19 protein-coding genes, 1 pseudogene and 1 riboswitch are annotated in these 22,202 nt (G+C 54.0%); of the genes and pseudogenes, 10 read left to right on the top strand and 10 right to left on the bottom strand.

All coding sequences use genetic code 11. The features are described from left to right. Positions 1–9 precede the first annotated feature (9 nt). Entirely contained in the window at positions 10–783 is a 774-nt protein-coding gene (nudC, locus tag B3511_RS01485; protein WP_263617146.1) for an NAD(+) diphosphatase, read from the bottom strand. A gap of 96 nt (positions 784–879) precedes the next feature. On the opposite strand from nudC, the gene B3511_RS01480 reads away from it, so the two are divergent. From B3511_RS01480 to B3511_RS01435, 10 genes are all read left to right on the top strand, one after another. Then, positions 880–1,377: an Rsd/AlgQ family anti-sigma factor gene (locus tag B3511_RS01480; protein ID WP_040077665.1), complete on the top strand. Its 498-nt coding sequence runs from the start codon at positions 880–882 to the stop codon at positions 1,375–1,377. A gap of 53 nt (positions 1,378–1,430) precedes the next feature. Further along, positions 1,431–1,539: riboswitch (TPP riboswitch) on the top strand. A gap of 80 nt (positions 1,540–1,619) precedes the next feature. After that, positions 1,620–3,515: a phosphomethylpyrimidine synthase ThiC gene (gene thiC / locus B3511_RS01475; protein WP_207292778.1), complete on the top strand. Its 1,896-nt coding sequence runs from the start codon at positions 1,620–1,622 to the stop codon at positions 3,513–3,515. Continuing rightward, entirely contained in the window at positions 3,515–4,150 is a 636-nt protein-coding gene (gene thiE, locus B3511_RS01470; protein ID WP_040077668.1) for a thiamine phosphate synthase, read from the top strand. The genes thiC and thiE overlap by 1 nt, the downstream gene beginning before the upstream one ends. Further along, positions 4,143–4,898, top strand: coding sequence for a HesA/MoeB/ThiF family protein (locus B3511_RS01465; RefSeq protein WP_286772190.1), 756 nt, complete (start codon positions 4,143–4,145; stop codon positions 4,896–4,898). Before thiE ends, B3511_RS01465 begins: the two co-directional genes overlap by 8 nt. After that, on the top strand, positions 4,882–5,082 hold the full coding sequence (thiS, locus tag B3511_RS01460) for a sulfur carrier protein ThiS (protein ID WP_040077671.1): 201 nt from the start codon (positions 4,882–4,884) through the stop codon (positions 5,080–5,082). Before B3511_RS01465 ends, thiS begins: the two co-directional genes overlap by 17 nt. Then, entirely contained in the window at positions 5,083–5,850 is a 768-nt protein-coding gene (gene thiG / locus B3511_RS01455; protein ID WP_286772189.1) for a thiazole synthase, read from the top strand. It begins immediately after the preceding gene. Beyond that, a complete protein-coding gene (gene thiH, locus B3511_RS01450; RefSeq protein ID WP_286772188.1) occupies positions 5,850–6,983 on the top strand; it encodes a 2-iminoacetate synthase ThiH in 1,134 nt (377 codons plus the stop codon). The genes thiG and thiH overlap by 1 nt, the downstream gene beginning before the upstream one ends. 327 nt (positions 6,984–7,310) lie before the next feature. Continuing rightward, positions 7,311–8,852: a sensor domain-containing diguanylate cyclase gene (locus B3511_RS01445; protein ID WP_286772187.1), complete on the top strand. Its 1,542-nt coding sequence runs from the start codon at positions 7,311–7,313 to the stop codon at positions 8,850–8,852. Positions 8,853–9,032: 180 nt separating this feature from the next. Beyond that, positions 9,033–9,338, top strand: a complete 306-nt coding sequence (locus B3511_RS01440; protein WP_035890299.1) for a PTS sugar transporter subunit IIB — start codon at positions 9,033–9,035, stop codon at positions 9,336–9,338. 2 nt (positions 9,339–9,340) lie between these two features. Next, positions 9,341–9,658 (top strand): PTS lactose/cellobiose transporter subunit IIA, encoded by a 318-nt coding sequence (locus tag B3511_RS01435; RefSeq protein WP_046887175.1) that lies wholly within the window; start codon positions 9,341–9,343, stop codon positions 9,656–9,658. 59 nt (positions 9,659–9,717) lie between these two features. On the opposite strand, the gene rpoC is transcribed toward B3511_RS01435, so the two are convergent. The 9 genes and pseudogenes from rpoC to tuf all read right to left on the bottom strand — a co-directional run. Next, on the bottom strand, positions 9,718–13,941 hold the full coding sequence (gene rpoC, locus B3511_RS01430) for a DNA-directed RNA polymerase subunit beta' (protein ID WP_040077678.1): 4,224 nt from the start codon (positions 13,939–13,941) through the stop codon (positions 9,718–9,720). Positions 13,942–14,017: 76 nt separating this feature from the next. After that, positions 14,018–18,046, bottom strand: coding sequence for a DNA-directed RNA polymerase subunit beta (gene rpoB / locus B3511_RS01425; protein WP_040077679.1), 4,029 nt, complete (start codon positions 18,044–18,046; stop codon positions 14,018–14,020). A 319-nt stretch (positions 18,047–18,365) separates the two neighbouring features. Further along, a complete protein-coding gene (gene rplL / locus B3511_RS01420) occupies positions 18,366–18,731 on the bottom strand; it encodes a 50S ribosomal protein L7/L12 (protein ID WP_000028882.1) in 366 nt (121 codons plus the stop codon). 66 nt (positions 18,732–18,797) lie between these two features. Further along, positions 18,798–19,295: a 50S ribosomal protein L10 gene (gene rplJ / locus B3511_RS01415; protein ID WP_001207203.1), complete on the bottom strand. Its 498-nt coding sequence runs from the start codon at positions 19,293–19,295 to the stop codon at positions 18,798–18,800. Positions 19,296–19,584: 289 nt separating this feature from the next. Continuing rightward, a complete protein-coding gene (gene rplA / locus B3511_RS01410) occupies positions 19,585–20,289 on the bottom strand; it encodes a 50S ribosomal protein L1 (protein WP_040077680.1) in 705 nt (234 codons plus the stop codon). A gap of 3 nt (positions 20,290–20,292) precedes the next feature. Continuing rightward, the gene (gene rplK, locus B3511_RS01405; RefSeq protein ID WP_008503452.1) at positions 20,293–20,721 is read right to left on the bottom strand and encodes a 50S ribosomal protein L11; all 429 of its coding nucleotides are present in this window, start codon (positions 20,719–20,721) and stop codon (positions 20,293–20,295) included. A 155-nt stretch (positions 20,722–20,876) separates the two neighbouring features. Continuing rightward, positions 20,877–21,422, bottom strand: a complete 546-nt coding sequence (nusG, locus tag B3511_RS01400; RefSeq protein WP_003862341.1) for a transcription termination/antitermination protein NusG — start codon at positions 21,420–21,422, stop codon at positions 20,877–20,879. 1 nt (position 21,423) lies between these two features. Next, positions 21,424–21,807 carry a preprotein translocase subunit SecE gene (gene secE, locus B3511_RS01395; RefSeq protein ID WP_003862342.1) on the bottom strand — a complete coding sequence of 128 codons (384 nt, stop codon included), beginning with the start codon at positions 21,805–21,807 and terminating at the stop codon, positions 21,424–21,426. Between the two features lie 229 nt (positions 21,808–22,036). Next, positions 22,037–22,202 (bottom strand): annotated as a pseudogene (gene tuf, locus B3511_RS01390) (elongation factor Tu); the annotation flags it as partial.

The following is a 22,202-nucleotide window of genomic DNA, read 5'->3' as shown; positions in this document are numbered from 1 at the left end:
TGTATCACGTCATTCATACTCGGCCCGACACATTGCCACGGTATCTTCTATCAGCCGACGCGCCACCGTTCCCGCTGGGGGTAACAAGGGCAGATCGTCATAGCGATACCAGCTGGCGTTCAGCAGCTCTTTCGGGTCAATCACGATCTCACCGTCGTCATAGTCAGCCATGAACGCGGTCATCAATGACATGGGGAATGGCCACGGCTGCGAGGTGACATAGCGAAGATTTTTAACCGTGATCCCGCTCTCCTCCATCACTTCACGCGCCACCGCCTGCTCCAGGGTTTCGCCCACTTCAACGAACCCGGCAAGCACGGTATGTATTCCGTTACGGTGACGGGTATGCTGCGCCAGCAGGATGCTGTCTTCCCGCCGGATAGCGACAATAATGCACGGCGCAATCTGTGGATAGTAGCGCTCGCGGCAGTGGCTACAGAGCATTGCCCACTCGGTTTTGCTCGGCTGCATGGTATGCCCACAGTAGCCACAGAACTTATGTGAACGATAAAATTCCGCCAGTTGCACACCGCGTCCCGCCAGTTGAAACAGGCCGACATCCTGATCAATCACCTGACGAACCGATCCCATATCCTGACGGCGATGTTGTTGGATCAACCACACAGGATCGCCCTGCCATTCGCCGATCTGCAGTGCGTGTTGCCCCACAAGATCGAAATTTCCTGCCTCACCGTGTGGTAATTCCCCGGCAGGCAACCATAATTTTTGTTCATGGCTGACGATCCACCAGCCGCGATCTAATTTTTCAATAATACGATCCATATCTATTGCACTACCTTCGCTTCACAGGCATGTTGGTAACATTATCATTACATTTTTGGGTGGGCAGCTTTTAATCTTAACCTTGCGGAGTCAAACATGCTAAACCAGCTAGAAAGCCTGACAGAGCGCGTTGGAGGTAGTAATAACCTGGTCGATCGCTGGCTACACGTGCGCAAGCATCTTCTTGTTGCCTACTACAATCTGGTTGGCATTAAGCCTGGCAAAGAGTCGTTTATGCGCCTGAACGAGAAGGCACTCGATGATTTTTGTCAAAGCCTGGTGGATTACCTGTCCGACGGTCATTTTAATATTTATGAACGTATTATCGGTGAAATGGAAGGCGATACCCCGGTATTAGCCGCCACCAAAATTTATCCGCAGCTGGAAGCTAACACCCAGCAGATAATGGATTACTACGACTCCACGCTTGAGAACGCTATCGATCATGATAACTATCTTGAGTTTCAGCAGGCGCTGTCCGACCTGGGTGAAGCACTGGAAGAGCGCTTCACGCTAGAGGATAAGCTGATCGCACTGGCGCTGGATAACGATCTGACCGCCAGCAACGAAGATCACATCGCCCGGCCTGCTTGAGTTATTAGCCGTTAGCGCGTAATTTATCTACACCGCTTCTGCACTGCAGGAGCTTTTTCTTGTCGGAGTGCCCAGAGCGAAAGCCGGGCTGAGACCGTTAATTCGGGATCCGCGGAACCTGATCAGGCTAATACCTGCGAAGGGAACAAGAGTCAATCTGCTGTCGCATCGCCCCCGGGCGATCGTCTCTCTTGCTTCATCCGTCGTCTGACAAGCCATGTCCTTCACTTTTGGAATGAGCTATGTCTGCAACTAAACTGACCCGCCGCGAACAACGCGCACAAGCACAACACTTCATCGACACGCTGGAAGGCACCGCGTTTCCGAACTCTAAGCGTATTTACATCACCGGCTCGCAAGCCGATCTTCGCGTCCCGATGCGTGAAATTCAGCTTAGCCCAACGCTTATTGGTGGCAGCAAAGAAAATCCGCAGTTCGAGGAAAACGAGGCCGTACCGGTGTATGACACCTCCGGCCCGTACGGCGATACCGATATTGCCATCGACGTACAGAAGGGACTGGCAAAGCTGCGCCAGCCATGGATTGAGGCGCGTAACGACAGCGAAGCGCTGACTGTTCGCAGTTCACATTACACCAACGAGCGTCTGGCCGACGACGGTCTGGATGAACTGCGCTTCACTGGCCTGCTGACGCCAAAACGAGCCAGGCCAGGCAAATGTGTCACCCAGCTGCACTATGCGCGCCAGGGCATCGTCACACCAGAGATGGAATTCATCGCCATTCGCGAAAACATGGGTCGTGAGCGCATTCGCAGTGAAGTCCTGCGCCACCAGCATCCGGGCGAAGGTTTTGGTGCGCATCTGCCGGAGAATATCACTCCCGAATTCGTGCGTGACGAAGTGGCGGCGGGCCGGGCGATTATCCCGGCCAACATTAACCATCCGGAATCTGAGCCGATGATTATCGGCCGCAACTTCCTGGTGAAGGTTAATGCCAACATCGGTAACTCTGCGGTCACCTCTTCCATCGAAGAAGAGGTAGAGAAACTGGTCTGGTCTACGCGCTGGGGTGCAGATACGGTGATGGATCTCTCAACTGGCCGCTATATTCACGAAACCCGCGAGTGGATCCTGCGTAACAGTCCGGTGCCGATTGGTACTGTCCCGATTTATCAGGCGCTGGAAAAGGTGAACGGCATTGCCGAAGACCTTACCTGGGAAGCGTTCCGCGATACCCTGCTGGAGCAGGCCGAACAGGGCGTGGATTACTTCACCATTCACGCTGGCGTGCTGCTGCGCTACGTGCCGATGACCGCCAAACGCCTCACCGGCATCGTCTCTCGCGGCGGCTCCATCATGGCCAAGTGGTGCCTCTCCCATCATCAGGAAAACTTCCTCTACGAACACTTCCGCGAAATCTGCGAAATTTGCGCGGCGTACGATGTTTCCCTGTCGCTGGGCGACGGTTTGCGCCCTGGCTCCATTCGCGATGCCAACGACGAAGCGCAGTTCGCCGAGCTGCACACTCTGGGCGAACTGACCAAAATCGCCTGGGAGTATGACGTGCAGGTGATGATTGAAGGCCCGGGTCACGTGCCGATGCAGATGATCCGCCGCAACATGACCGAAGAACTGGAGCACTGCCACGAAGCACCGTTCTATACCTTAGGGCCGCTGACCACCGATATTGCGCCGGGTTACGACCACTTCACCTCGGGCATTGGCGCAGCGATGATTGGCTGGTTCGGCTGCGCGATGCTCTGCTACGTCACGCCGAAAGAACATCTTGGCCTGCCCAACAAAGAGGATGTGAAACAGGGGCTGATTACCTACAAGATTGCCGCTCACGCCGCGGACCTGGCGAAAGGCCATCCGGGCGCGCAGATCCGCGATAACGCGATGTCGAAGGCGCGCTTCGAGTTCCGCTGGGAAGACCAGTTCAACCTCGCGCTCGACCCTTTCACCGCCCGCGCTTATCACGACGAAACCCTGCCGCAGGAGTCGGGCAAAGTGGCGCACTTCTGCTCCATGTGTGGCCCGAAATTCTGCTCAATGAAAATCAGTCAGGAGGTGCGTGACTACGCTGCCGCGCAGACCATCGAAGTGGGGATGGCAGACATGTCAGAAACCTTCCGCGCCAAAGGCGGCGAAATCTACCTCAAAAAAGAGGAGGCATAATGTACCAGCCCGATTTCCCAACGGTGCCCTACCGGCTAGGGCTTTATCCGGTGGTCGATAGCCTGGAATGGATTGAGCGCCTGCTGGATGCTGGGGTTCGCACCCTTCAGCTGCGGATTAAAGATAAGCGCGATGACGAGGTAGAGGCCGATGTGGTGGCCGCCATTGCGCTCGGGCGGCGCTATGATGCCCGCCTGTTTATCAATGACTACTGGCGGCTGGCGATAAAGCATCAGGCTTATGGTGTGCACCTGGGCCAGGAAGATCTGGAAACCACCGATCTGAATGCCATTCGCCACGCAGGGCTGCGTCTGGGCGTCTCCACGCACGATGATATGGAGATCGACGTAGCGCTGGCCGCCCGTCCCTCTTACATCGCACTGGGCCACGTCTTCCCCACACAAACCAAACAGATGCCCTCAGCACCGCAGGGACTGACCCAGTTGGCTCGCCATATTGCCCGCCTGGGGGACTACCCCACCGTAGCCATCGGCGGTATTAGCCTCGAGCGCGCCCCGGCGGTGCTGGAGACTGGCGTAGGCAGTATCGCGGTCGTAAGCGCCATCACCCAGGCTGCAGACTGGCAAGCCGCTACCGCACAGCTTCTGAAGCTGGCAGGAGTGGGCGATGAATGATCGCGACTTTATGCGCTATAGCCGCCAGATATTACTGGAGGATATCGCCATTGATGGGCAGCAAAAGCTGCTTGCCAGCCGGGTACTGATTGTCGGTCTGGGCGGGTTAGGTGCGCCAGCGGCCCTTTACCTGGCGGGAGCCGGGGTCGGCACGCTTGTGCTTGCCGATGATGACGAGGTGCATCTCAGCAATCTGCAGCGGCAAATCCTTTTTACCCCTGACGATCTCAACCAGCCCAAGGCAGAGATAACCCGTCAACGGCTCCATCAGTTGAACCCAAATATCGAATTGATCGCGCGCCAGGCGCGGCTAAGCGGACAGAGCCTGCAGCATGACGTCGCCCTGGCCGACGTGGTGCTCGACTGTACCGACAACATGTCCACCCGCCAGGCAATCAATGCTGCCTGCGTGTCGCTCGATACGCCGTTAATCACCGCCAGTGCCGTCGGCTTTGGTGGGCAGATGATGGTACTCACGCCACCCTGGGCGCAGGGATGTTATCGCTGCCTGTGGCCGGACGATGCCGAGCCTGAACGCAACTGCCGCACGGCGGGTGTGCTTGGCCCGGTCGTGGGGGTAATGGGTACGCTGCAGGCGCTGGAAGCCATCAAACTGCTTTGCGGAATCAACACCGGACATAACGCGCTACGCCTGTTCGATGCGCGAGCCGGCAGCTGGCGGCAGTTGGCCTTGCAGCGCGCCAAGGGCTGCACCGTCTGTGGAGGGCAACATGCGCATTCAGTTTAACGATGAGCCGATGCAGTGCGTAGAGGGGTTAACGGTTGCCGCCCTGCTAGACCAGCTGCGTCAGCTTAAGCCGGGCGTGGCCCTGGCACTTAATCAACAGATCCTGCCGCGCGAGCGGTGGGAACATCAGCAGGTGAGCGAAGGCGATCACATCCTGCTTTTTCAGGTCATCGCAGGAGGCTGAATGTTACGTATTGCTGATAGAACCTTTGAATCACATCTGTTTACCGGAACCGGAAAATTTGCCTCGTCCCAGTTGATGGTGGAGGCTATCCGCGAAAGCGGCAGCCAGCTCGTTACGCTGGCGATGAAACGCGTGGATCTGCGTAACCACAGCGACGCAATCCTCGCCCCGCTGCTGGAGGCCGGGGTGACGCTATTGCCCAATACCTCCGGTGCCAAGACCGCCGAAGAGGCCGTCTTTGCCGCGCAGCTGGCGCGTGAAGCGCTGGGCACAAGCTGGCTCAAGCTGGAGATCCATCCGGATGCCCGCTGGTTGTTACCCGATCCTGTCGAAACGCTAAAAGCTGCAGAGATGCTGGTAAAACAAGGATTTACCGTACTGCCTTACTGCGGCGCGGACCCGGTGCTCTGTAAACGGCTGGAAGTGGCGGGCTGTGCGGCAGTCATGCCGCTGGGGGCGCCGATTGGCTCGAACCAGGGGCTGGAGACCCGCGCGATGCTGGAGATCATCATCGAGCAGGCCACCGTACCGGTGGTGGTAGATGCCGGCATCGGCGTCCCAAGCCATGCCGCCCAGGCGCTGGAGATGGGTGCCGATGCGGTACTGGTCAATACGGCGATTGCCGTTGCCGACGACCCGGTGCTGATGGCCCGCGCCTTCCGCCTGGCGGTAGAAGCAGGCCTGCTGGCTCGTCAGTCTGGCCCCGGTTCACGCAGCATGCTGGCGCAGGCCACCAGCCCGCTCACCGGCTTTCTGGAGGCGCGGTGATGAAGACCTTTACCGATCGCTGGCGCCAGCTCGACTGGGATGATATTCGCCTGCGTATTCACAGCAAAACCGCTGCCGACGTCCAGCGGGCATTAGCGGCACGTCATCCCGGCCGTGAAGAGATGATGGCCTTGCTCTCCCCGGCGGCCGATGCTTATCTGGAACCCATGGCGCAGCGGGCGCAGCGCCTGACCCGGCAGCGTTTTGGCAATACGGTCAGCTTTTACGTGCCCCTCTATCTCTCGAACTTGTGTGCCAACGACTGCACTTATTGCGGTTTTTCAATGAGTAACCGAATCAAGCGCAAAACACTGGATGCGCAGGAGATTGCCCGGGAATGCGCCGCGATTCGTGAGATGGGGTTTGAACATCTACTGCTGGTAACGGGCGAACATCAATCGAAGGTGGGCATGGACTATTTTCGCCGCCATTTTCCGGACATTCGCCGCCAGTTCTCCTCCTTACAGATGGAGATCCAGCCGCTCTCTCAGGAGGAGTACGCAGAGCTTAAAACTCTCGGCCTGGACGGGGTGCTGGTTTATCAGGAGACGTACCACGAGAAGGTCTATGCCCAACACCATCTGAAAGGGAAAAAACAGGACTTCTTCTGGCGGCTGGAGACTCCGGATCGCCTTGGTCGCGCCGGAATCGACAAGATTGGCCTGGGATCGCTCACAGGTCTTTCCGACAGCTGGCGAGTGGACTGTTATATGGTGGCGGAGCATCTGCTGTGGCTACAACAGCATTACTGGCAAAGCCGCTACTCCATCTCCTTTCCGCGCCTGCGCCCCTGTGCCGGGGGGATCCAGCCCACCTCCATTATGGATGAACGCCAGCTGGTGCAGACCATCTGCGCCTTTCGCCTGCTGGCGCCTGACGTTGAGCTGTCACTCTCTACGCGTGAATCGCCGGCATTTCGCGATCGCGTCGTCCCGCTGGCCATTAACAACGTGAGCGCCTTTTCAAAAACCCAGCCAGGCGGATACGCTGACGATCATCCGGAGCTGGAGCAATTCGCGCCGCACGATGGGCGCCGTCCGGAAGAGGTGGCGGCGGCCCTGTCAGGGCAAGGATTGCAGCCGGTCTGGAAGGATTGGGATAGCTGGCTGGGGCGCGCTTCGCAATCTCGCTGAAACGCACTGTAAAAGTATGAAAGGGTGTCGAGACTGCTCGACATCCTCACAACGGGCCGTTGTTCACAAAGGTCCGTTTTTTTATCTTAACTGCGTCAATAATCCTTATTGACCAGGGCGAATACTTTCTTCCTCTTTCGCCCTGCCTTCTCTTAGTCATTCACGGCACACGCTGAAATCTTCAAATAAATTTGAATTAATAAGCCAGGTCTTAAGCCAAATCATCCTCGTTTTAATTAACGGCAGTATACTTATCAACCACAGGCCGGGCGAAACCATAACGCCAGGGTTTCTACATTTTATTTATTCTGGAATGATTTATTACTGATGGCGCTTCAAAACAGAAAGCTTTCTTTTACAACTCCCATTATGGTGAGCTTTGCGGGCATCCTGCTCAGTTTTGTGCTGATCGCGGTGTTTATTATAGGGACTCAGCGTAAAGATTTTCTGGACGACTATCATCAGATTAACCGTAACTTCACCCATAACCTGGCGGTGAATTACACGGAATCTATCCTGCGAGAAAATGATTACATCCTGGGGCGAGCGGCTACGTTTTTCTCGCGTAATGAGCAACTTGAGAAGATGGTCACCGGCGATCCGACGCAGGGTTTGCAACTGCTGATGCATTTGCAAAATCTGATGCCCAGTGTCTCGTCCATCTCCCTGGCCGATGTCCAGGGCCACCATTTGCGAGCTCCGGCCATCATTGCTGATAAAACGAGCGAGACCTTCGATGCCCGCACCCGCCCGTGGTTTATGGCACAGGCTGAATCCAGCACCTTTAGCCGCTATACCCGCCCGTATAAAGACTTCTTCACCCATCATCCCACAGTCACCCTCTTCAAACCGGTGATCTCGCCGGAAGGCAGGCTGAAAGGTACGCTCGCCTTCCACCTCGACCTGGCATCCATGGGCTTTACCCTGCGCCAGATGGTCTCTCCGGTGCAGGGGGAGTTTTTTGTCGTGGAACGAGACGGGAAAGTGATCCTGCATCCGGACACCGGTGTGCTCTTCAAATCCTACGTTAGCGAAAAGCTAATGGATCAGATGACCAGCGGCGAGGGACATATTTACGATGAATCCACTCACGCCTGGTATTATTACTACTCGTTTACGAATCCCGACTGGTTCGTTATTTATCGGGTCTCCAGTGCGGCGCTCGATGCCCTGATCCGTCATGAAACCAACATTGTGGCCTGGGGGCTTGCCCTTGCGGCTATTACCATTTTGCTTTTTGGCCTGTACCTGCGTCATGCCTCGCGAAGCGTGCTGATGAATATCATCAACGCCATTAAAACCGGTGACGTGAAGCAGGCCCCGCGCCTGGAGGCAATGCTGAGCAAAGCCATAGAAAGTAATAAGGAGAGGGAGCTCTCCTGGGTGCGACAAGCCACCATCGATGCGCTGACCGGTTGCAAAAATCGACGCGCCTTCGATACCGATATCGCCGCCCTGATTAACGATCACCATCCGTTCTCCATGGCGTTAATTGATATTGATAATTTCAAAACTATTAACGATACCTGGGGGCATCTCACCGGCGATATCGTGCTACGTAATGTGGCCCGGGAAGGTATTCAGGTAATGCAGCCCCATGGCGTGTCGGTTTATCGCTACGGTGGTGAAGAGTTTGCCGTACTCTTCCCGGCGCAACAGAATGATGCCGCGAACACCTTGCTGGAAAACTGGCGCGTACGGGTTGCCGAACGCAACTGGCGTGAAGAGGGACTCAGCGTGACCTTTAGCGCCGGGCTGGGCGAGTGGCACCAGGAGCCGCAGGCACAGTTTGTGGGCAGCGTGGATGAAGCACTCTACAAAGCCAAACAGTCGGGTAAAAACCGCATCATTCGCACACCTTCCGTCTGACCACTATCCTCATAAGATGCCCGTTTTAACGGGCATTTGCCCTCCTTTGTAAAATTTGTAACCGGTTTCAGAAAATTGCCCGTTTCTTTGTGATGCCAGACACACAATCGCGGTAAAGCGGTTGTTGAAGCAGACGGCACGGGATAATTATCAATAAACACATGTAGATCGAGGCTGACTATGAAGAACATCGTTTTATGCTGTGCAGCGGGAATGTCGACCAGCATGCTGGTTCAGCGCATGAAAGACGCCGCGCAGAAAAAAGGGGTCGAAGTAAGCATTAAAGCCGTGCCGGTTGCTGAGTTTAAAGATGAGATCGCTACCGCTGACATCGTATTACTGGGGCCACAGGTTAAATACGAGCAAGCAAAACTGCAGGCCCAGGCCGAGCCGCTGGGTAAAAAAGTCGCGGTGATCGACATGATGGATTACGGCATGATGAAAGGTGATGTCGTGCTGGAAAAAGCGCTGAAACTACTGGAGTAATCATGGAAGATTTAGAAACCACGATCATGGAACTGCTGGTTAATGCGGGCGCGGCGCGCAGTGCGGCTTTAACGGCATTGCAAATGGCGCGTAAAGGCGATTTTGACGATGCTGAAAAGGCAATGGAAGAGTCACGCGAATACGTGAAACATGCTCACGTTATTCAGACCCAGCTTATTGGGCTGGATGAAGGAACAGGCAAACTGCCGGTCAACCTGATTACCGTTCACTCCCAGGATCATCTGATGAACGCGATGGTTATTCAGGATCTGGCGGGCGATATGATCGAACTTTATCGGCGCATTCCATTAGTCAAATAACCCCTCCCAGATATAAAAAAAACCCGCCGAAGCGGGTTTTTTATTAGCTGAAGGCACGATTACTCGTTGTCGGAACCGCCCAGACCTGCGTTCAGCAGCTCTGCCAGGCTTGCAGAAGCATCTTCTGCAGTCACCTGTGGTGCAGCTGGCAGTTCGCCCGCTGCGCGACGGCGCATACGATCCTGGTGGTACGCATAACCGGTACCAGCCGGGATCAGACGACCCACGATAACGTTCTCTTTCAGACCGCGCAGTTCGTCGCGTTTGCCCGCAACGGCTGCTTCGGTAAGCACACGAGTGGTCTCCTGGAACGATGCCGCGGAGATGAAGGACTCGGTTGCCAGAGACGCTTTGGTGATACCCAGCAGGTCACGTGCGAAGGTCGCACTGTTTTTGCCGTTCGCTTCCAGATCGCGGTTTGCAATCTTAACGCGAGAGTATTCAACCTGCTCACCTTCGAGGAACTCGGAGCTGCCCGCGTTCACGATGGTGGCTTTACGCAGCATCTGACGAACGATAACTTCGATGTGCTTATCGTTGATCTTAACGCCCTGCAGACGGTAAACGTCCTGTACTTCGTTGGTGATATAACGCGTTACCGCGTGTACGCCACGAAGACGCAGAATGTCGTGCGGTGCTTCTGGACCATCGGAAACCACGTCACCACGTTCTACACGTTCACCTTCAAACACGTTGAGCTGACGCCATTTCGGAATCATCTCTTCGTACGGTTCGCTGCCATCCAGCGGCGTGATCACCAGGCGGCGTTTACCTTTGGTCTCTTTACCGAAGGAGATAATACCGCTGATTTCCGCCAGGATTGCCGGCTCTTTCGGACGACGTGCTTCGAACAGGTCCGCAACGCGTGGCAGACCACCGGTGATGTCCTTGGTACCGCCGGATTCCTGAGGAATACGCGCCAGGGTGTCACCAGAGCTGATCTGTACGCCATCTTCCAGCTGAACGATCGCTTTACCTGGCAGGAAGTACTGAGCCGGCATATCCGTGCCCGGGATCAGAACATCGTTACCGTTGGCATCAACGATTTTCAGTGCTGGACGCAGATCTTTACCGCCTGCGGTACGTTCTGCAGAATCCAGAACAACCAGCGAGGAGAGACCGGTCAGTTCGTCGGTCTGACGCGTAATGGTCTGGCCGTCGATCATGTCGGTGAAGCGGATGAAACCAGCCACTTCGGTGATAACCGGCATGGTGTGTGGATCCCAGTTTGCTACGGTTTCGCCGCCAGCAACCTGCTCGCCATCACCTTTAGCCATAACAGCACCGTAAGGTACTTTATAGCTCTCTTTGGTACGACCGAATTCGTCGATCAGCTTCAGCTCGGTGTTACGTGAGGTGACAACCAGCTTGCCTGAAGAGTTAACAACAGACTTCGCGTTGCTGAGCTTGATGCTACCTTTGTTTTTCACCTGGATGCTGGATTCAGCAGCCGCACGAGATGCCGCACCACCAATGTGGAACGTACGCATCGTCAGCTGTGTACCCGGCTCACCGATGGACTGTGCCGCGATAACACCGATTGCTTCACCTTTGTTGATGATGTGGCCACGCGCCAGGTCACGACCATAGCAGTGTGCACATACACCAAAGTCGGTGTCACAGGATACAACGGAACGCACTTTCACGGAGTCGACAGAGTTCGCTTCCAGCAGGTCACACCAGTGCTCGTGCAGCAGCGTGTTGCGTGGAACCAGAATGTCTGCGGTACCCGGCTTCAGAATGTCTTCCGCGGTAACACGACCCAGTACGCGATCGCGCAGTGGCTCTTTAACATCACCACCCTCGATAACCGGGGTCATGGTGATACCTTCGAGGGTGCCACAATCGTCTTCGGTAACAACCAGGTCCTGCGCAACGTCAACCAGACGACGCGTCAGATAACCGGAGTTCGCGGTTTTCAGTGCGGTATCCGCCAGACCTTTACGCGCACCGTGCGTGGAGATGAAGTACTGGAGTACGTTCAGACCTTCACGGAAGTTCGCGGTGATTGGCGTTTCGATGATGGAGCCATCTGGCTTCGCCATCAGACCACGCATACCTGCCAGCTGACGAATCTGTGCCGCAGAACCACGCGCACCGGAGTCGGCCATCATGTAGATGCTGTTGAAGGAGACCTGCTGCTCTTCGACGCCGTCACGGTTAATCACGGTTTCGGTCTGCAGGTTGTCCATCATCGCCTTGGATACACGATCGTTCGCCGCAGCCCAGATATCGATAACTTTGTTATAGCGTTCGCCTGCGGTTACCAGACCAGACTGGAACTGCTCCTGGATTTCGGCAACTTCAGCTTCTGCTTCGCTGATGATCTCGTATTTCTTCTCTGGGATCACCATGTCATCGATACCAACAGATGCACCTGAACGCGCTGCATAAGCAAAGCCGGTGTACATCGTCTGGTCAGCGAAGATAACGGTCGGTTTCAGGCCCAGAATACGGTAACAGGTGTTCAGCATTTTGGAGATTGCTTTCTTGCCCAGCGCCTGGTTGACGATGGAGAAAGGCAGACCTTTCGGTACGATCATCCACAGAATCGCACGACCCACGGTCGTGTCTTTCAGGCTGGTGGTCGCAACGAATTCGCCGTTAGCATCTTTTTCGTATTCAGTGATACGCACTTTAACGCGCGCATGCAGAGAGGCCAGGCCAGCGCGGTAAATACGCTCAGCTTCTTTCGGGCCAGTCAGCACCATGCCTTCGCCTTTAGCGTTAACACAGTCACGGGTCATGTAGTACAGACCCAGTACAACGTCCTGAGAAGGAACGATGATTGGCTCACCGTTCGCTGGAGACAGGATGTTGTTGGTAGACATCATCAGCGCACGCGCTTCCAGCTGGGCTTCCAGCGTCAGCGGTACGTGAACAGCCATCTGGTCACCATCGAAGTCGGCGTTATAAGCCGCACAAACCAGCGGGTGCAGCTGAATAGCTTTACCTTCGATCAGTACTGGCTCAAAGGCCTGGATACCCAGACGGTGCAGAGTTGGTGCACGGTTCAGCAGGACCGGGTGTTCGCGGATAACTTCGTCCAGGATATCCCAAACGACAGCTTCTTCGCGCTCAACCATTTTCTTAGCGGCTTTGATGGTGGTGGCCAGGCCACGCAGCTCCAGCTTGCCGTAGATGAACGGTTTGAACAGCTCCAGCGCCATTTTCTTCGGCAGACCGCACTGATGCAGACGCAGGTATGGACCTACGGTGATTACAGAACGACCGGAGTAGTCAACACGCTTACCGAGCAGGTTCTGACGGAAACGACCCTGCTTACCTTTGATCATGTCGGCCAAAGATTTCAGAGGACGCTTGTTAGAACCGGTGATCGCACGACCGCGACGACCGTTATCCAGCAGGGCGTCGACCGCTTCCTGCAGCATACGTTTTTCGTTGCGTACGATGATGTCCGGCGCAGCCAGATCCAGCAGACGTTTCAGACGGTTATTACGGTTGATAACGCGACGATACAGATCGTTCAGATCTGACGTTGCGAAACGACCACCATCCAGCGGAACCAGCGGACGCAGATCTGGCGGCAGAACCGGCAGAACGGTCAGGATCATCCACTCTGGTTTGTTACCAGACTGAACGAACGCTTCCAGCAGCTTGATACGCTTGGTCAGCTTTTTACGCTTGGTTTCGGAGTTGGTTTCGTTCAGCTCTTCACGCAGCTGCTCGCACTCTTGCTCCAGATCCATGCTCTTCAGCAGGGCCTGGATAGCTTCCGCACCCATCTTCGCGTCGAATTCGTCACCGAACTCTTCCAGCGCGTCCAGATACTGTTCTTCGGTCAGAATCTGGTTACGTTCCAGGTTCGTCATCCCGCCTTCGATCACAACATAAGATTCGAAGTACAGAACACGTTCGATATCGCGCAGCGGCATATCCAGCAGCAAACCGATACGGGACGGCAGAGATTTCAGGAACCAGATGTGCGCAGTTGGAGACGCCAGCTCGATGTGGCCCATACGCTCACGGCGTACTTTGGTCTGGGTCACTTCAACGCCGCACTTCTCACAGATCACACCACGGTGTTTCAGGCGCTTGTACTTACCGCACAGGCACTCGTAATCTTTTACTGGCCCAAAGATACGGGCGCAGAAAAGGCCGTCACGCTCTGGTTTGAACGTACGGTAGTTGATGGTTTCCGGCTTTTTAACTTCACCGAAAGACCATGAACGGATCATGTCTGGCGAAGCCAGAGCAATTTTGATCGCATCAAACTCTTCGGTTTTAGTCTGCGCTTTCAGAAACTTTAATAAATCTTTCACGGATTTGCTCCCGTCGGAGTTAGCACAATCTGGTGTCGGGGGTTAACCCGACACCAGTGACCTGTTTGAGCGAGAATTACTCGTCTTCCAGTTCGATGTTGATACCCAGCGAACGAATCTCTTTCAACAGTACGTTGAAGGACTCTGGCATGCCTGGTTCCATCTGATGGTTGCCGTCCACGATGTTTTTATACATCTTAGTACGACCGTTTACGTCATCAGACTTAACGGTAAGCATTTCCTGCAGGGTGTATGCTGCGCCGTATGCTTCAAGCGCCCACACTTCCATCTCACCGAAGCGCTGACCACCGAACTGCGCCTTACCACCCAGCGGCTGCTGAGTAACCAGGCTGTAAGAACCGGTAGAACGCGCGTGCATCTTGTCGTCAACCAGGTGGTTCAGTTTCAGCATGTACATGTAGCCAACGGTTACCGGACGCTCAAACTGCTCGCCAGTACGACCGTCGAACAGTGTGATCTGACCGGAAGTCGGCAGGCCACCCAGCTGTAACAGTTCCTTGATTTCAGACTCTTTCGCACCATCGAAGACCGGCGTCGCGATTGGCATACCCTTACGCAGGTTTTCAGCCAGACGCAGCACTTCTTCATCGCTGAAGGTGTTCAGGTCAACTTTCTGGCGAACGTCAGTGCCCAGATCGTACGCACGCTGGATGAATTCGCGCAGTTTCGCGACTTCTTCCTGCTGCTTCAGCATGGCGTTGATTTTCTCGCCGATACCTTTCGCAGCCATACCCAGGTGAGTTTCGAGGATCTGACCAATGTTCATACGAGACGGTACGCCAAGCGGGTTCAGTACGATATCTACCGGCGTACCGTTAGCATCGTGCGGCATATCTTCGATCGGGTTGATCTTAGAGATAACACCCTTGTTACCGTGACGACCTGCCATTTTATCACCAGGCTGGATCTGACGTTTAACGGCCAGATAAACCTTAACAATCTTCAGCACGCCCGGTGCCAGATCGTCGCCCTGAGTGATTTTACGGCGCTTCGCTTCGAGTTTTTTCTCGAACTCGTGTTTCAGCTCGTCGTACTGCTCAGCCAGCTGTTCCAGCTGATTCTGTTTCTCTTCGTCGGTCAGGCCCAGTTCCAGCCAGCGATCGCGTGGCAGCTTGTCGAGCTTCTCAGCTTCAACACCACCGGCAACCAGCACCGCATAGATACGGCTGAACAGACCCGCTTCGAGGATCTGCAGTTCTTCAGACAGGTCTTTCTTAGCCTGTTTGAGCTGCATCTCTTCGATTTCCAGCGCACGTTTATCTTTCTCAACGCCGTCACGGGTGAAGACCTGAACGTCAATAACCGTACCGGAAACACCGTTTGGTACGCGCAGAGAAGAGTCTTTAACGTCAGACGCTTTCTCACCGAAGATTGCACGCAGCAGTTTCTCTTCTGGCGTCAGCTGGGTTTCACCTTTCGGCGTCACTTTACCTACCAGAATATCGCCGCCGGTCACTTCCGCACCGATGTAAACGATACCGGATTCATCCAGTTTGGAGAGCGCTGCTTCACCCACGTTCGGGATGTCGGCAGTGATCTCTTCCGGCCCCAGCTTGGTGTCACGGGACACACATGCCAGTTCCTGAATGTGAATCGTGGTGAAACGATCTTCCTGAACCACACGCTCGGAAACGAGGATGGAGTCTTCGAAGTTGTAACCGTTCCACGGCATGAACGCTACGCGCATGTTCTGACCGAGCGCCAGTTCACCGAGGTCGGTGGACGGACCGTCTGCCAGCACGTCGCCGCGCTCAACCGGCTCACCCAGAGAGACACATGGCATCTGGTTGATGCAGGTGTTCTGGTTAGAACGGGTGTACTTCGTCAGGTTATAGATGTCGATACCTGCTTCGCCCGGGTACATCTCGTCTTCGTTAACTTTGATAACGATACGGGAGGCATCCACGTACTGAACCAGACCGCCACGTTTAGCAACCGCAGTTACACCGGAGTCAACGGCAACAGCACGTTCCATACCGGTACCAACCAGCGGCTTATCAGCACGCAGAGTTGGAACGGCCTGACGCTGCATGTTCGCACCCATCAATGCACGGTTGGCGTCATCGTGTTCCAGGAACGGGATCAGGGACGCACCGACGGATACCACCTGCTGGGTGGAAACGTCCATGTAGTCAACCTGGTCACGGCTGAACAGGCTGGATTCGCCTTTGCTACGACAGGTAACCAGATCTTCTACAAAGTGGCCTTCGTCATCCAGGTTGGAGTTCGCCTGAGCAATAACGTAGTTGCCTTCTTCGATAGCAGACAGGTAATGAATTTCGTCGGTTACAACACCGTCAGTCACTTTACGATACGGGGTCTCGAGGAAACCGTATTCGTTAGTCTGTGCGTACACGGACAGGGAGTTGATCAGACCGATGTTTGGACCTTCAGGCGTTTCGATTGGACATACGCGACCATAGTGAGTCGGGTGTACGTCTCGAACTTCGAAGCCTGCACGTTCACGGGTCAGACCGCCTGGGCCGAGTGCAGAGATACGACGCTTGTGCGTAATCTCAGACAGCGGGTTGTTCTGGTCCATAAACTGAGACAGCTGGCTGGAACCGAAGAACTCTTTCACTGCTGCAGAGATTGGCTTAGCGTTGATCATATCCTGAGGCATCAGGGTATCCAGATCGCCCAGAGACAGACGCTCTTTAACCGCACGCTCAACACGTACCAGGCCAACACGGAACTGGTTTTCTGCCATTTCGCCTACGGAACGGATACGACGGTTGCCGAGGTGGTCGATATCATCCACTTCGCCTTTACCGTTACGGATATCGATGAGCTTCTTCATCACTTCGATGATGTCTTCTTTGCTCAGGATACCGGAACCTTCGATCGTGTCACGCAGCAGAGAACGGTTGAACTTCATACGACCAACCGCGGACAGATCGTAGCGGTCTTCGGAGAAGAACAGGTTCTCGAACAGGCTTTCAGCCGCTTCGCGAGTCGGTGGCTCACCCGGGCGCATCATGCGGTAGATTTCTACCAGCGCGCTCAGACGATCGTTAGTTGGGTCGACACGTACTGTCTCAGAGATGTACGGACCGTGGTCCAGATCGTTGGTGAACAGCGTTTCGATACGCTTGTGACCAGACTGGCTCAGCTTCGCCAGCAGATCCAGGCTCAGCTCCATGTTCGCCGGGCAGATCAGCTCGCCAGTCGATTCGTCAACGTAATCTTTTGCCGCGACTTTGCCAGCGATGTATTCAACCGGTACTTCGATGTGTTTGATTTCATCTTTTTCCAGCTGACGGATATGGCGCGCGGTGATGCGGCGGCCTTTTTCCACGTACACTTTGCCGTCGGCTTCGATGTCGAACGATGCGGTATCACCACGCAGACGCTCAGGCACCAGCTCCATTTGCAGCTTGTTGTCGCGAATTTCAAAGACCACTTTCTCAAAGAACAGGTCCAGGATCTGTTCAGTGGTGTATTGCAGCGCACGCAGAATGATGGTCGCAGGCAGTTTACGACGACGGTCGATACGGACAAACAGGTTGTCTTTAGGATCGAACTCGAAGTCCAGCCAGGAACCACGGTAAGGGATGATGCGCGCGTTATACAGTACTTTACCGGAAGAGTGTGTTTTACCTTTATCGCTGTCGAAGAAGACGCCCGGGCTACGGTGCAGCTGGGAAACGATAACACGCTCAGTACCGTTGATAACGAAAGTACCGTTGTCTGTCATGAGTGGAATTTCACCCATGTAGACTTCTTGTTCTTTAATGTCTTTTACGGTGCCTTCCGGCGCTTCGCGCTCGTAGATCACCAGACGCAGTTTTACGCGCAGCGGTGCAGAGTAGGTCACGCCACGGATCTGACATTCCTGAACGTCAAACACCGGTTCGCCAAGGCGATAGCTGACGTACTGCAGCTCGGAATTACCGCTGTAGCTCTGAATCGGGAACACGGAACGGAAGGCGGCTTCCAGACCGTACTGCCCTTCAGGATCTTGCTCGATAAACTTCTGGAACGAGTCAAGCTGGATAGAAAGGAGATATGGAATGTCCAGAACTTGTGGACGTTTACCAAAATCCTTACGAATACGTTTTTTCTCGGTATAGGAGTAAACCATAGGGTTCCTCAGCTCGCTGACAAGTCGACCCATCTGTCCGACGGAGGGACAGTTTGTGCAACACCATTTTGTGGACCGGAAAATTGAATACTTTCCGCAATACCTGTTGCTATCACGCTTAAATCATTTCGTCGCGATTTACACAGAGCGAGCACTCTGTCGCAATATATTAAGTCGTCGATAGAAACAAGCATTGTCAGGCAAACCAGCAGTCAAACAGTGTGAAATGCTACTGGCGCCTTACAGCGCAAAAAGGCTGGTGACTAAAAAGTCACCAGCCATCAGCCTAATTGCTCAGGCTGCAACCGGAAGGGTTGGCTTATTTAACTTCAACTTCAGCGCCAGCTTCTTCCAGAGATTTTTTCAGTGCTTCTGCGTCGTCTTTGCTCACGCCTTCTTTCAGCGCAGCTGGAGCAGATTCTACCAGGTCTTTAGCTTCTTTCAGACCCAGGCCAGTTGCGCCACGTACTGCTTTGATAACAGCAACTTTGTTAGCGCCAGCAGCTTTCAGAATTACGTCGAATTCAGTTTTTTCTTCAGCAGCTTCAGCCGGGCCAGCAGCTACAGCTACAGCAGCAGCAGCGGAAACACCGAATTTTTCTTCCATTGCAGAAATCAGTTCTACAACGTCCATTACGGACATAGCGGATACTGCTTCAATGATTTGATCTTTAGTGATAGACATTTAAATTGTTCCTGAAAATCAGAATAAGTTTATACGTAAGCAAATGCTTTATAAAGATAACTGCGATTAAGCAGCTTCTTTTGCATCGCGAACAGCAGCCAGAGTGCGAACCAGTTTGCCAGCCGAAGCTTCTTTCATGGTTGCCATCAGGCGTGCAATTGCTTCTTCGTAGGTCGGCAGGGTTGCCAGGCGATCGATTTGCGATGCCGGGATCAACTCACCTTCAAAGGCTGCAGCTTTAACCTCGAATTTTGCATTCGCTTTCGCGAACTCTTTGAACAGACGAGCAGCAGCGCCCGGGTGTTCCATAGAGTATGCAATCAAGGTTGGACCAACAAACGTGTCTTTCAGGCACTCGAACTGAGTACCTTCAACTACGCGGCGCAGCAGGGTGTTACGAACAACACGCATGTAAACGCCAGCTTCACGACCTGCTTTACGCAGTTCAGTCATTTTATCTACAGTAACGCCACGGGAATCCGCAACTACTGCAGACAGCGCGCCTTTGGCTACTTCGCTGACTTCAGCAACAATCGCTTGTTTGTCTTGAAGATTTAAAGCCATTAGCTTTGCTCCTGGATGTTTGCCAGGGCTCATGCCCTGGAACTCACTTCACTCTCCCAAACGGAAAGAGCGTCTTAATACGGTGAGCAGAAACAAGCCAGAGTATCCAAAAATAATCTTAGCGTTCTGTCACCGTCTACGCAGGGGATTAAGTCTCTTGCGAAACACCTGCGGTCTTCGACGGAGGCCTGGATAGGCCAGGCTCCAACGAACAATTCGGTTACCTGCTAACCATAGTTAGCAAACGTGGGCGAAGATTGTAGACAAAATCACCGCCCACGTAAAGGTATTAGTTTGCAGCAGCGCTCAGACCAGACTGGTCAACTGCAACACCTGCACCCATGGTGGTGGAGATGCTAACTTTCTTGATGTACACGCCTTTCGCCTGAGTTGGTTTTGCTTTTTTCAGCGCAACCAGCAGAGATTCCAGGTTTTCTTTCAGTTTGTCAGCGTCAAAGTCCACTTTACCGATGGTGGTGTGGATGATGCCGTTTTTGTCGTTACGATAACGAACCTGACCTGCTTTAGCGTTCTTAACCGCTTCAGCAACGTTAGGAGTTACAGTACCAACTTTCGGGTTTGGCATCAGGCCGCGTGGACCCAGAACCTGGCCCAGCTGGCCAACAACGCGCATTGCATCCGGGGAAGCAATAACAACGTCAAAGTTCATTTCGCCTTTCTTGATCTGATCAGCCAGATCTTCCATACCTACCAGTTCAGCGCCGGCAGCTTTAGCAGCTTCAGCGTTTGCACCCTGAGCAAATACAGCTACGCGAACGGAACGGCCAGTACCGTGTGGCAGTACAGTTGCGCCACGAACGTTCTGATCGGATTTACGAGCGTCGATGCCCAGGTTAACGGCAACGTCAACGCTTTCAACGAACTTAGCGGTAGCCAGTTCTTTCAGCAGAGCGATAGCTTCGTTGATGTCGTACTGTTTGGTCGCATCAACTTTGTCACGGATCACGGACATGCGCTTGGTCAGTTTAGCCATTTCTTAGTCCTCCACTACCAGGCCCATGGAACGTGCAGTACCTTCAATGGAGCGAGTCATCGCTTCAATGTCGGCGCCAGTCATGTCGGCAGCTTTGGTCTGCGCGATTTCCTGCAGCTGAGCGCGGGAAATTTTACCCACTTTGTCTTTGTTCGGCTTACCGGAACCAGACTTGATGCCCGCTGCTTTCTTCAGCAGAACTGCTGCTGGAGGGGTTTTGGTAACGAAAGTGAAAGAACGGTCAGCGTATACAGTGATAACAACTGGGATTGGCAGACCTTTTTCCAGGGATTCAGTTTTTGCGTTGAACGCTTTACAGAATTCCATGATGTTCACACCCTGCTGACCCAGAGCTGGACCAACTGGTGGACTTGGGTTCGCCATACCAGCTGCAACCTGCAGCTTGACGTAGGCTTGTACTTTCTTAGCCATTCTAAAATCCTCTGATTGGGTAATAACGCCTCAAGGAGGCTCCCCGTGAATAAAAATCGTCTTACGGGCAAGGCCCATAAAAACAAAAGGCGCGAAATTGTATTCCAATCTCGCGCCTGGTGCAACGATTAGATCGCCGCTTTTTTGATCGCTGCTTAGGCTTTTTCTACCTGAGCGAAGTCCAGTTCTACCGGGGTCGCACGACCAAAGATAGAAACAGAAACTTTCAGGCGGGACTTCTCGTAGTCCACTTCTTCGACCACGCCATTAAAGTCAGCAAACGGACCGTCATTAACACGAACCATTTCACCCGGTTCAAACAGCGTTTTCGGACGCGGCTTATCACCCACCTGCTGCAGGCGGTTCATAATCGCATCAACTTCTTTGTCGCTGATTGGCGCCGGACGGTCAGACGTGCCGCCGATAAAGCCCATTACGCGCGGTACGCTGCGCACTAAGTGCCAGCTTGCGTCGTTCATCACCATCTGAACAAGCACGTAACCCGGGAAGAATTTGCGCTCACTTTTGCGACGCTGGCCGCCACGGATCTCAACCACTTCTTCGGTTGGAACCATAACTTCGCCAAACAACTCTTCCATATTATGTAATTTGATATGCTCACGCAGCGACGTTGCTACGCGGCCTTCAAAACCGGAAAACGCCTGAACGACGTACCAGCGCTTTTTAGGGGCTTCAGACATCTCAGAACCTCAGGCCAGTGATAAAGGATACCAGGCGAACCAGAATACCATCCAGTCCCCACAGGATCAGTGACATTACCGCGGTAACCGCAGCCACAATTAACGTGGTGTGCAGAGTTTCCTGGCGAGTCGGCCAAATGACCTTACGGACTTCGGTTCTCGCTTCGCGGGCAAAAGCGACGGTCGCTTTACCTTTGGTCGTCAACAGCGCGACACCACCCGCTGCAGCAATCAGAATAACCACTGCCAGCGCGCGTAGCGGCAGCATCATGTCACGATAAAGATAATTGCCTACGATAGCCACAATCAGCAGTACGGCAACAACTACCCACTTCATCGCTTCCAGGCCGCGCCCGCTCCCTTGAGCTTCGGTATTCGCACTCATAAACCAACCTGTCAGAAGAATTCTACAAACATTTTCACCCCGCGAGCGCGAGGCGAACCTAACCGAAATGCTCTATATGAGTTTCGGACTTACGCCCTCTACAGAGCCTGTCTCAGCAATGATTATGACAAATAAAATCACTGATGAGCCAGGTTCTGGTTCGAAAGCGTGCAAAAAGGGCATCAAATGATGCCCTTTCTTTGCGCATTGCGTCAAATGTTATCAGCAATTAACCGAGAACTTTAGCAACCACGCCCGCGCCAACGGTACGACCGCCTTCACGGATTGCGAAACGCAGACCGTCGTCCATCGCGATTGGGTGGATCAGAGTCACAACCATCTTGATGTTGTCGCCTGGCATTACCATCTCAACACCTTCTGGCAGTTCGATGGTA

It is taken from the genome of Leclercia sp. UBA1284, from assembly GCF_002308415.1.
GTDB lineage: Bacteria > Pseudomonadota > Gammaproteobacteria > Enterobacterales > Enterobacteriaceae > Enterobacter > Enterobacter pneumoniae.
Note: the sequence above shows the minus strand (reverse complement) of the source record. Positions and strands in the feature narration are given on the sequence as shown.

Coding starts and splice junctions, on each gene's coding strand:
- nudC (WP_263617146.1), bottom strand. CDS start 783: ATGGATCGTATTATTGAAAAATTAGATCGCGGCTGGTGGATCGTCAGC.
- B3511_RS01480 (WP_040077665.1), top strand. CDS start 880: ATGCTAAACCAGCTAGAAAGCCTGACAGAGCGCGTTGGAGGTAGTAAT.
- thiC (WP_207292778.1), top strand. CDS start 1,620: ATGTCTGCAACTAAACTGACCCGCCGCGAACAACGCGCACAAGCACAA.
- thiE (WP_040077668.1), top strand. CDS start 3,515: ATGTACCAGCCCGATTTCCCAACGGTGCCCTACCGGCTAGGGCTTTAT.
- B3511_RS01465 (WP_286772190.1), top strand. CDS start 4,143: ATGAATGATCGCGACTTTATGCGCTATAGCCGCCAGATATTACTGGAG.
- thiS (WP_040077671.1), top strand. CDS start 4,882: ATGCGCATTCAGTTTAACGATGAGCCGATGCAGTGCGTAGAGGGGTTA.
- thiG (WP_286772189.1), top strand. CDS start 5,083: ATGTTACGTATTGCTGATAGAACCTTTGAATCACATCTGTTTACCGGA.
- thiH (WP_286772188.1), top strand. CDS start 5,850: ATGAAGACCTTTACCGATCGCTGGCGCCAGCTCGACTGGGATGATATT.
- B3511_RS01445 (WP_286772187.1), top strand. CDS start 7,311: ATGGCGCTTCAAAACAGAAAGCTTTCTTTTACAACTCCCATTATGGTG.
- B3511_RS01440 (WP_035890299.1), top strand. CDS start 9,033: ATGAAGAACATCGTTTTATGCTGTGCAGCGGGAATGTCGACCAGCATG.
- B3511_RS01435 (WP_046887175.1), top strand. CDS start 9,341: ATGGAAGATTTAGAAACCACGATCATGGAACTGCTGGTTAATGCGGGC.
- rpoB (WP_040077679.1), bottom strand. CDS start 18,046: ATGGTTTACTCCTATACCGAGAAAAAACGTATTCGTAAGGATTTTGGT.
- rplL (WP_000028882.1), bottom strand. CDS start 18,731: ATGTCTATCACTAAAGATCAAATCATTGAAGCAGTATCCGCTATGTCC.
- rplJ (WP_001207203.1), bottom strand. CDS start 19,295: ATGGCTTTAAATCTTCAAGACAAACAAGCGATTGTTGCTGAAGTCAGC.
- rplA (WP_040077680.1), bottom strand. CDS start 20,289: ATGGCTAAACTGACCAAGCGCATGTCCGTGATCCGTGACAAAGTTGAT.
- rplK (WP_008503452.1), bottom strand. CDS start 20,721: ATGGCTAAGAAAGTACAAGCCTACGTCAAGCTGCAGGTTGCAGCTGGT.
- nusG (WP_003862341.1), bottom strand. CDS start 21,422: ATGTCTGAAGCCCCTAAAAAGCGCTGGTACGTCGTTCAGGCGTTTTCC.
- secE (WP_003862342.1), bottom strand. CDS start 21,807: ATGAGTGCGAATACCGAAGCTCAAGGGAGCGGGCGCGGCCTGGAAGCG.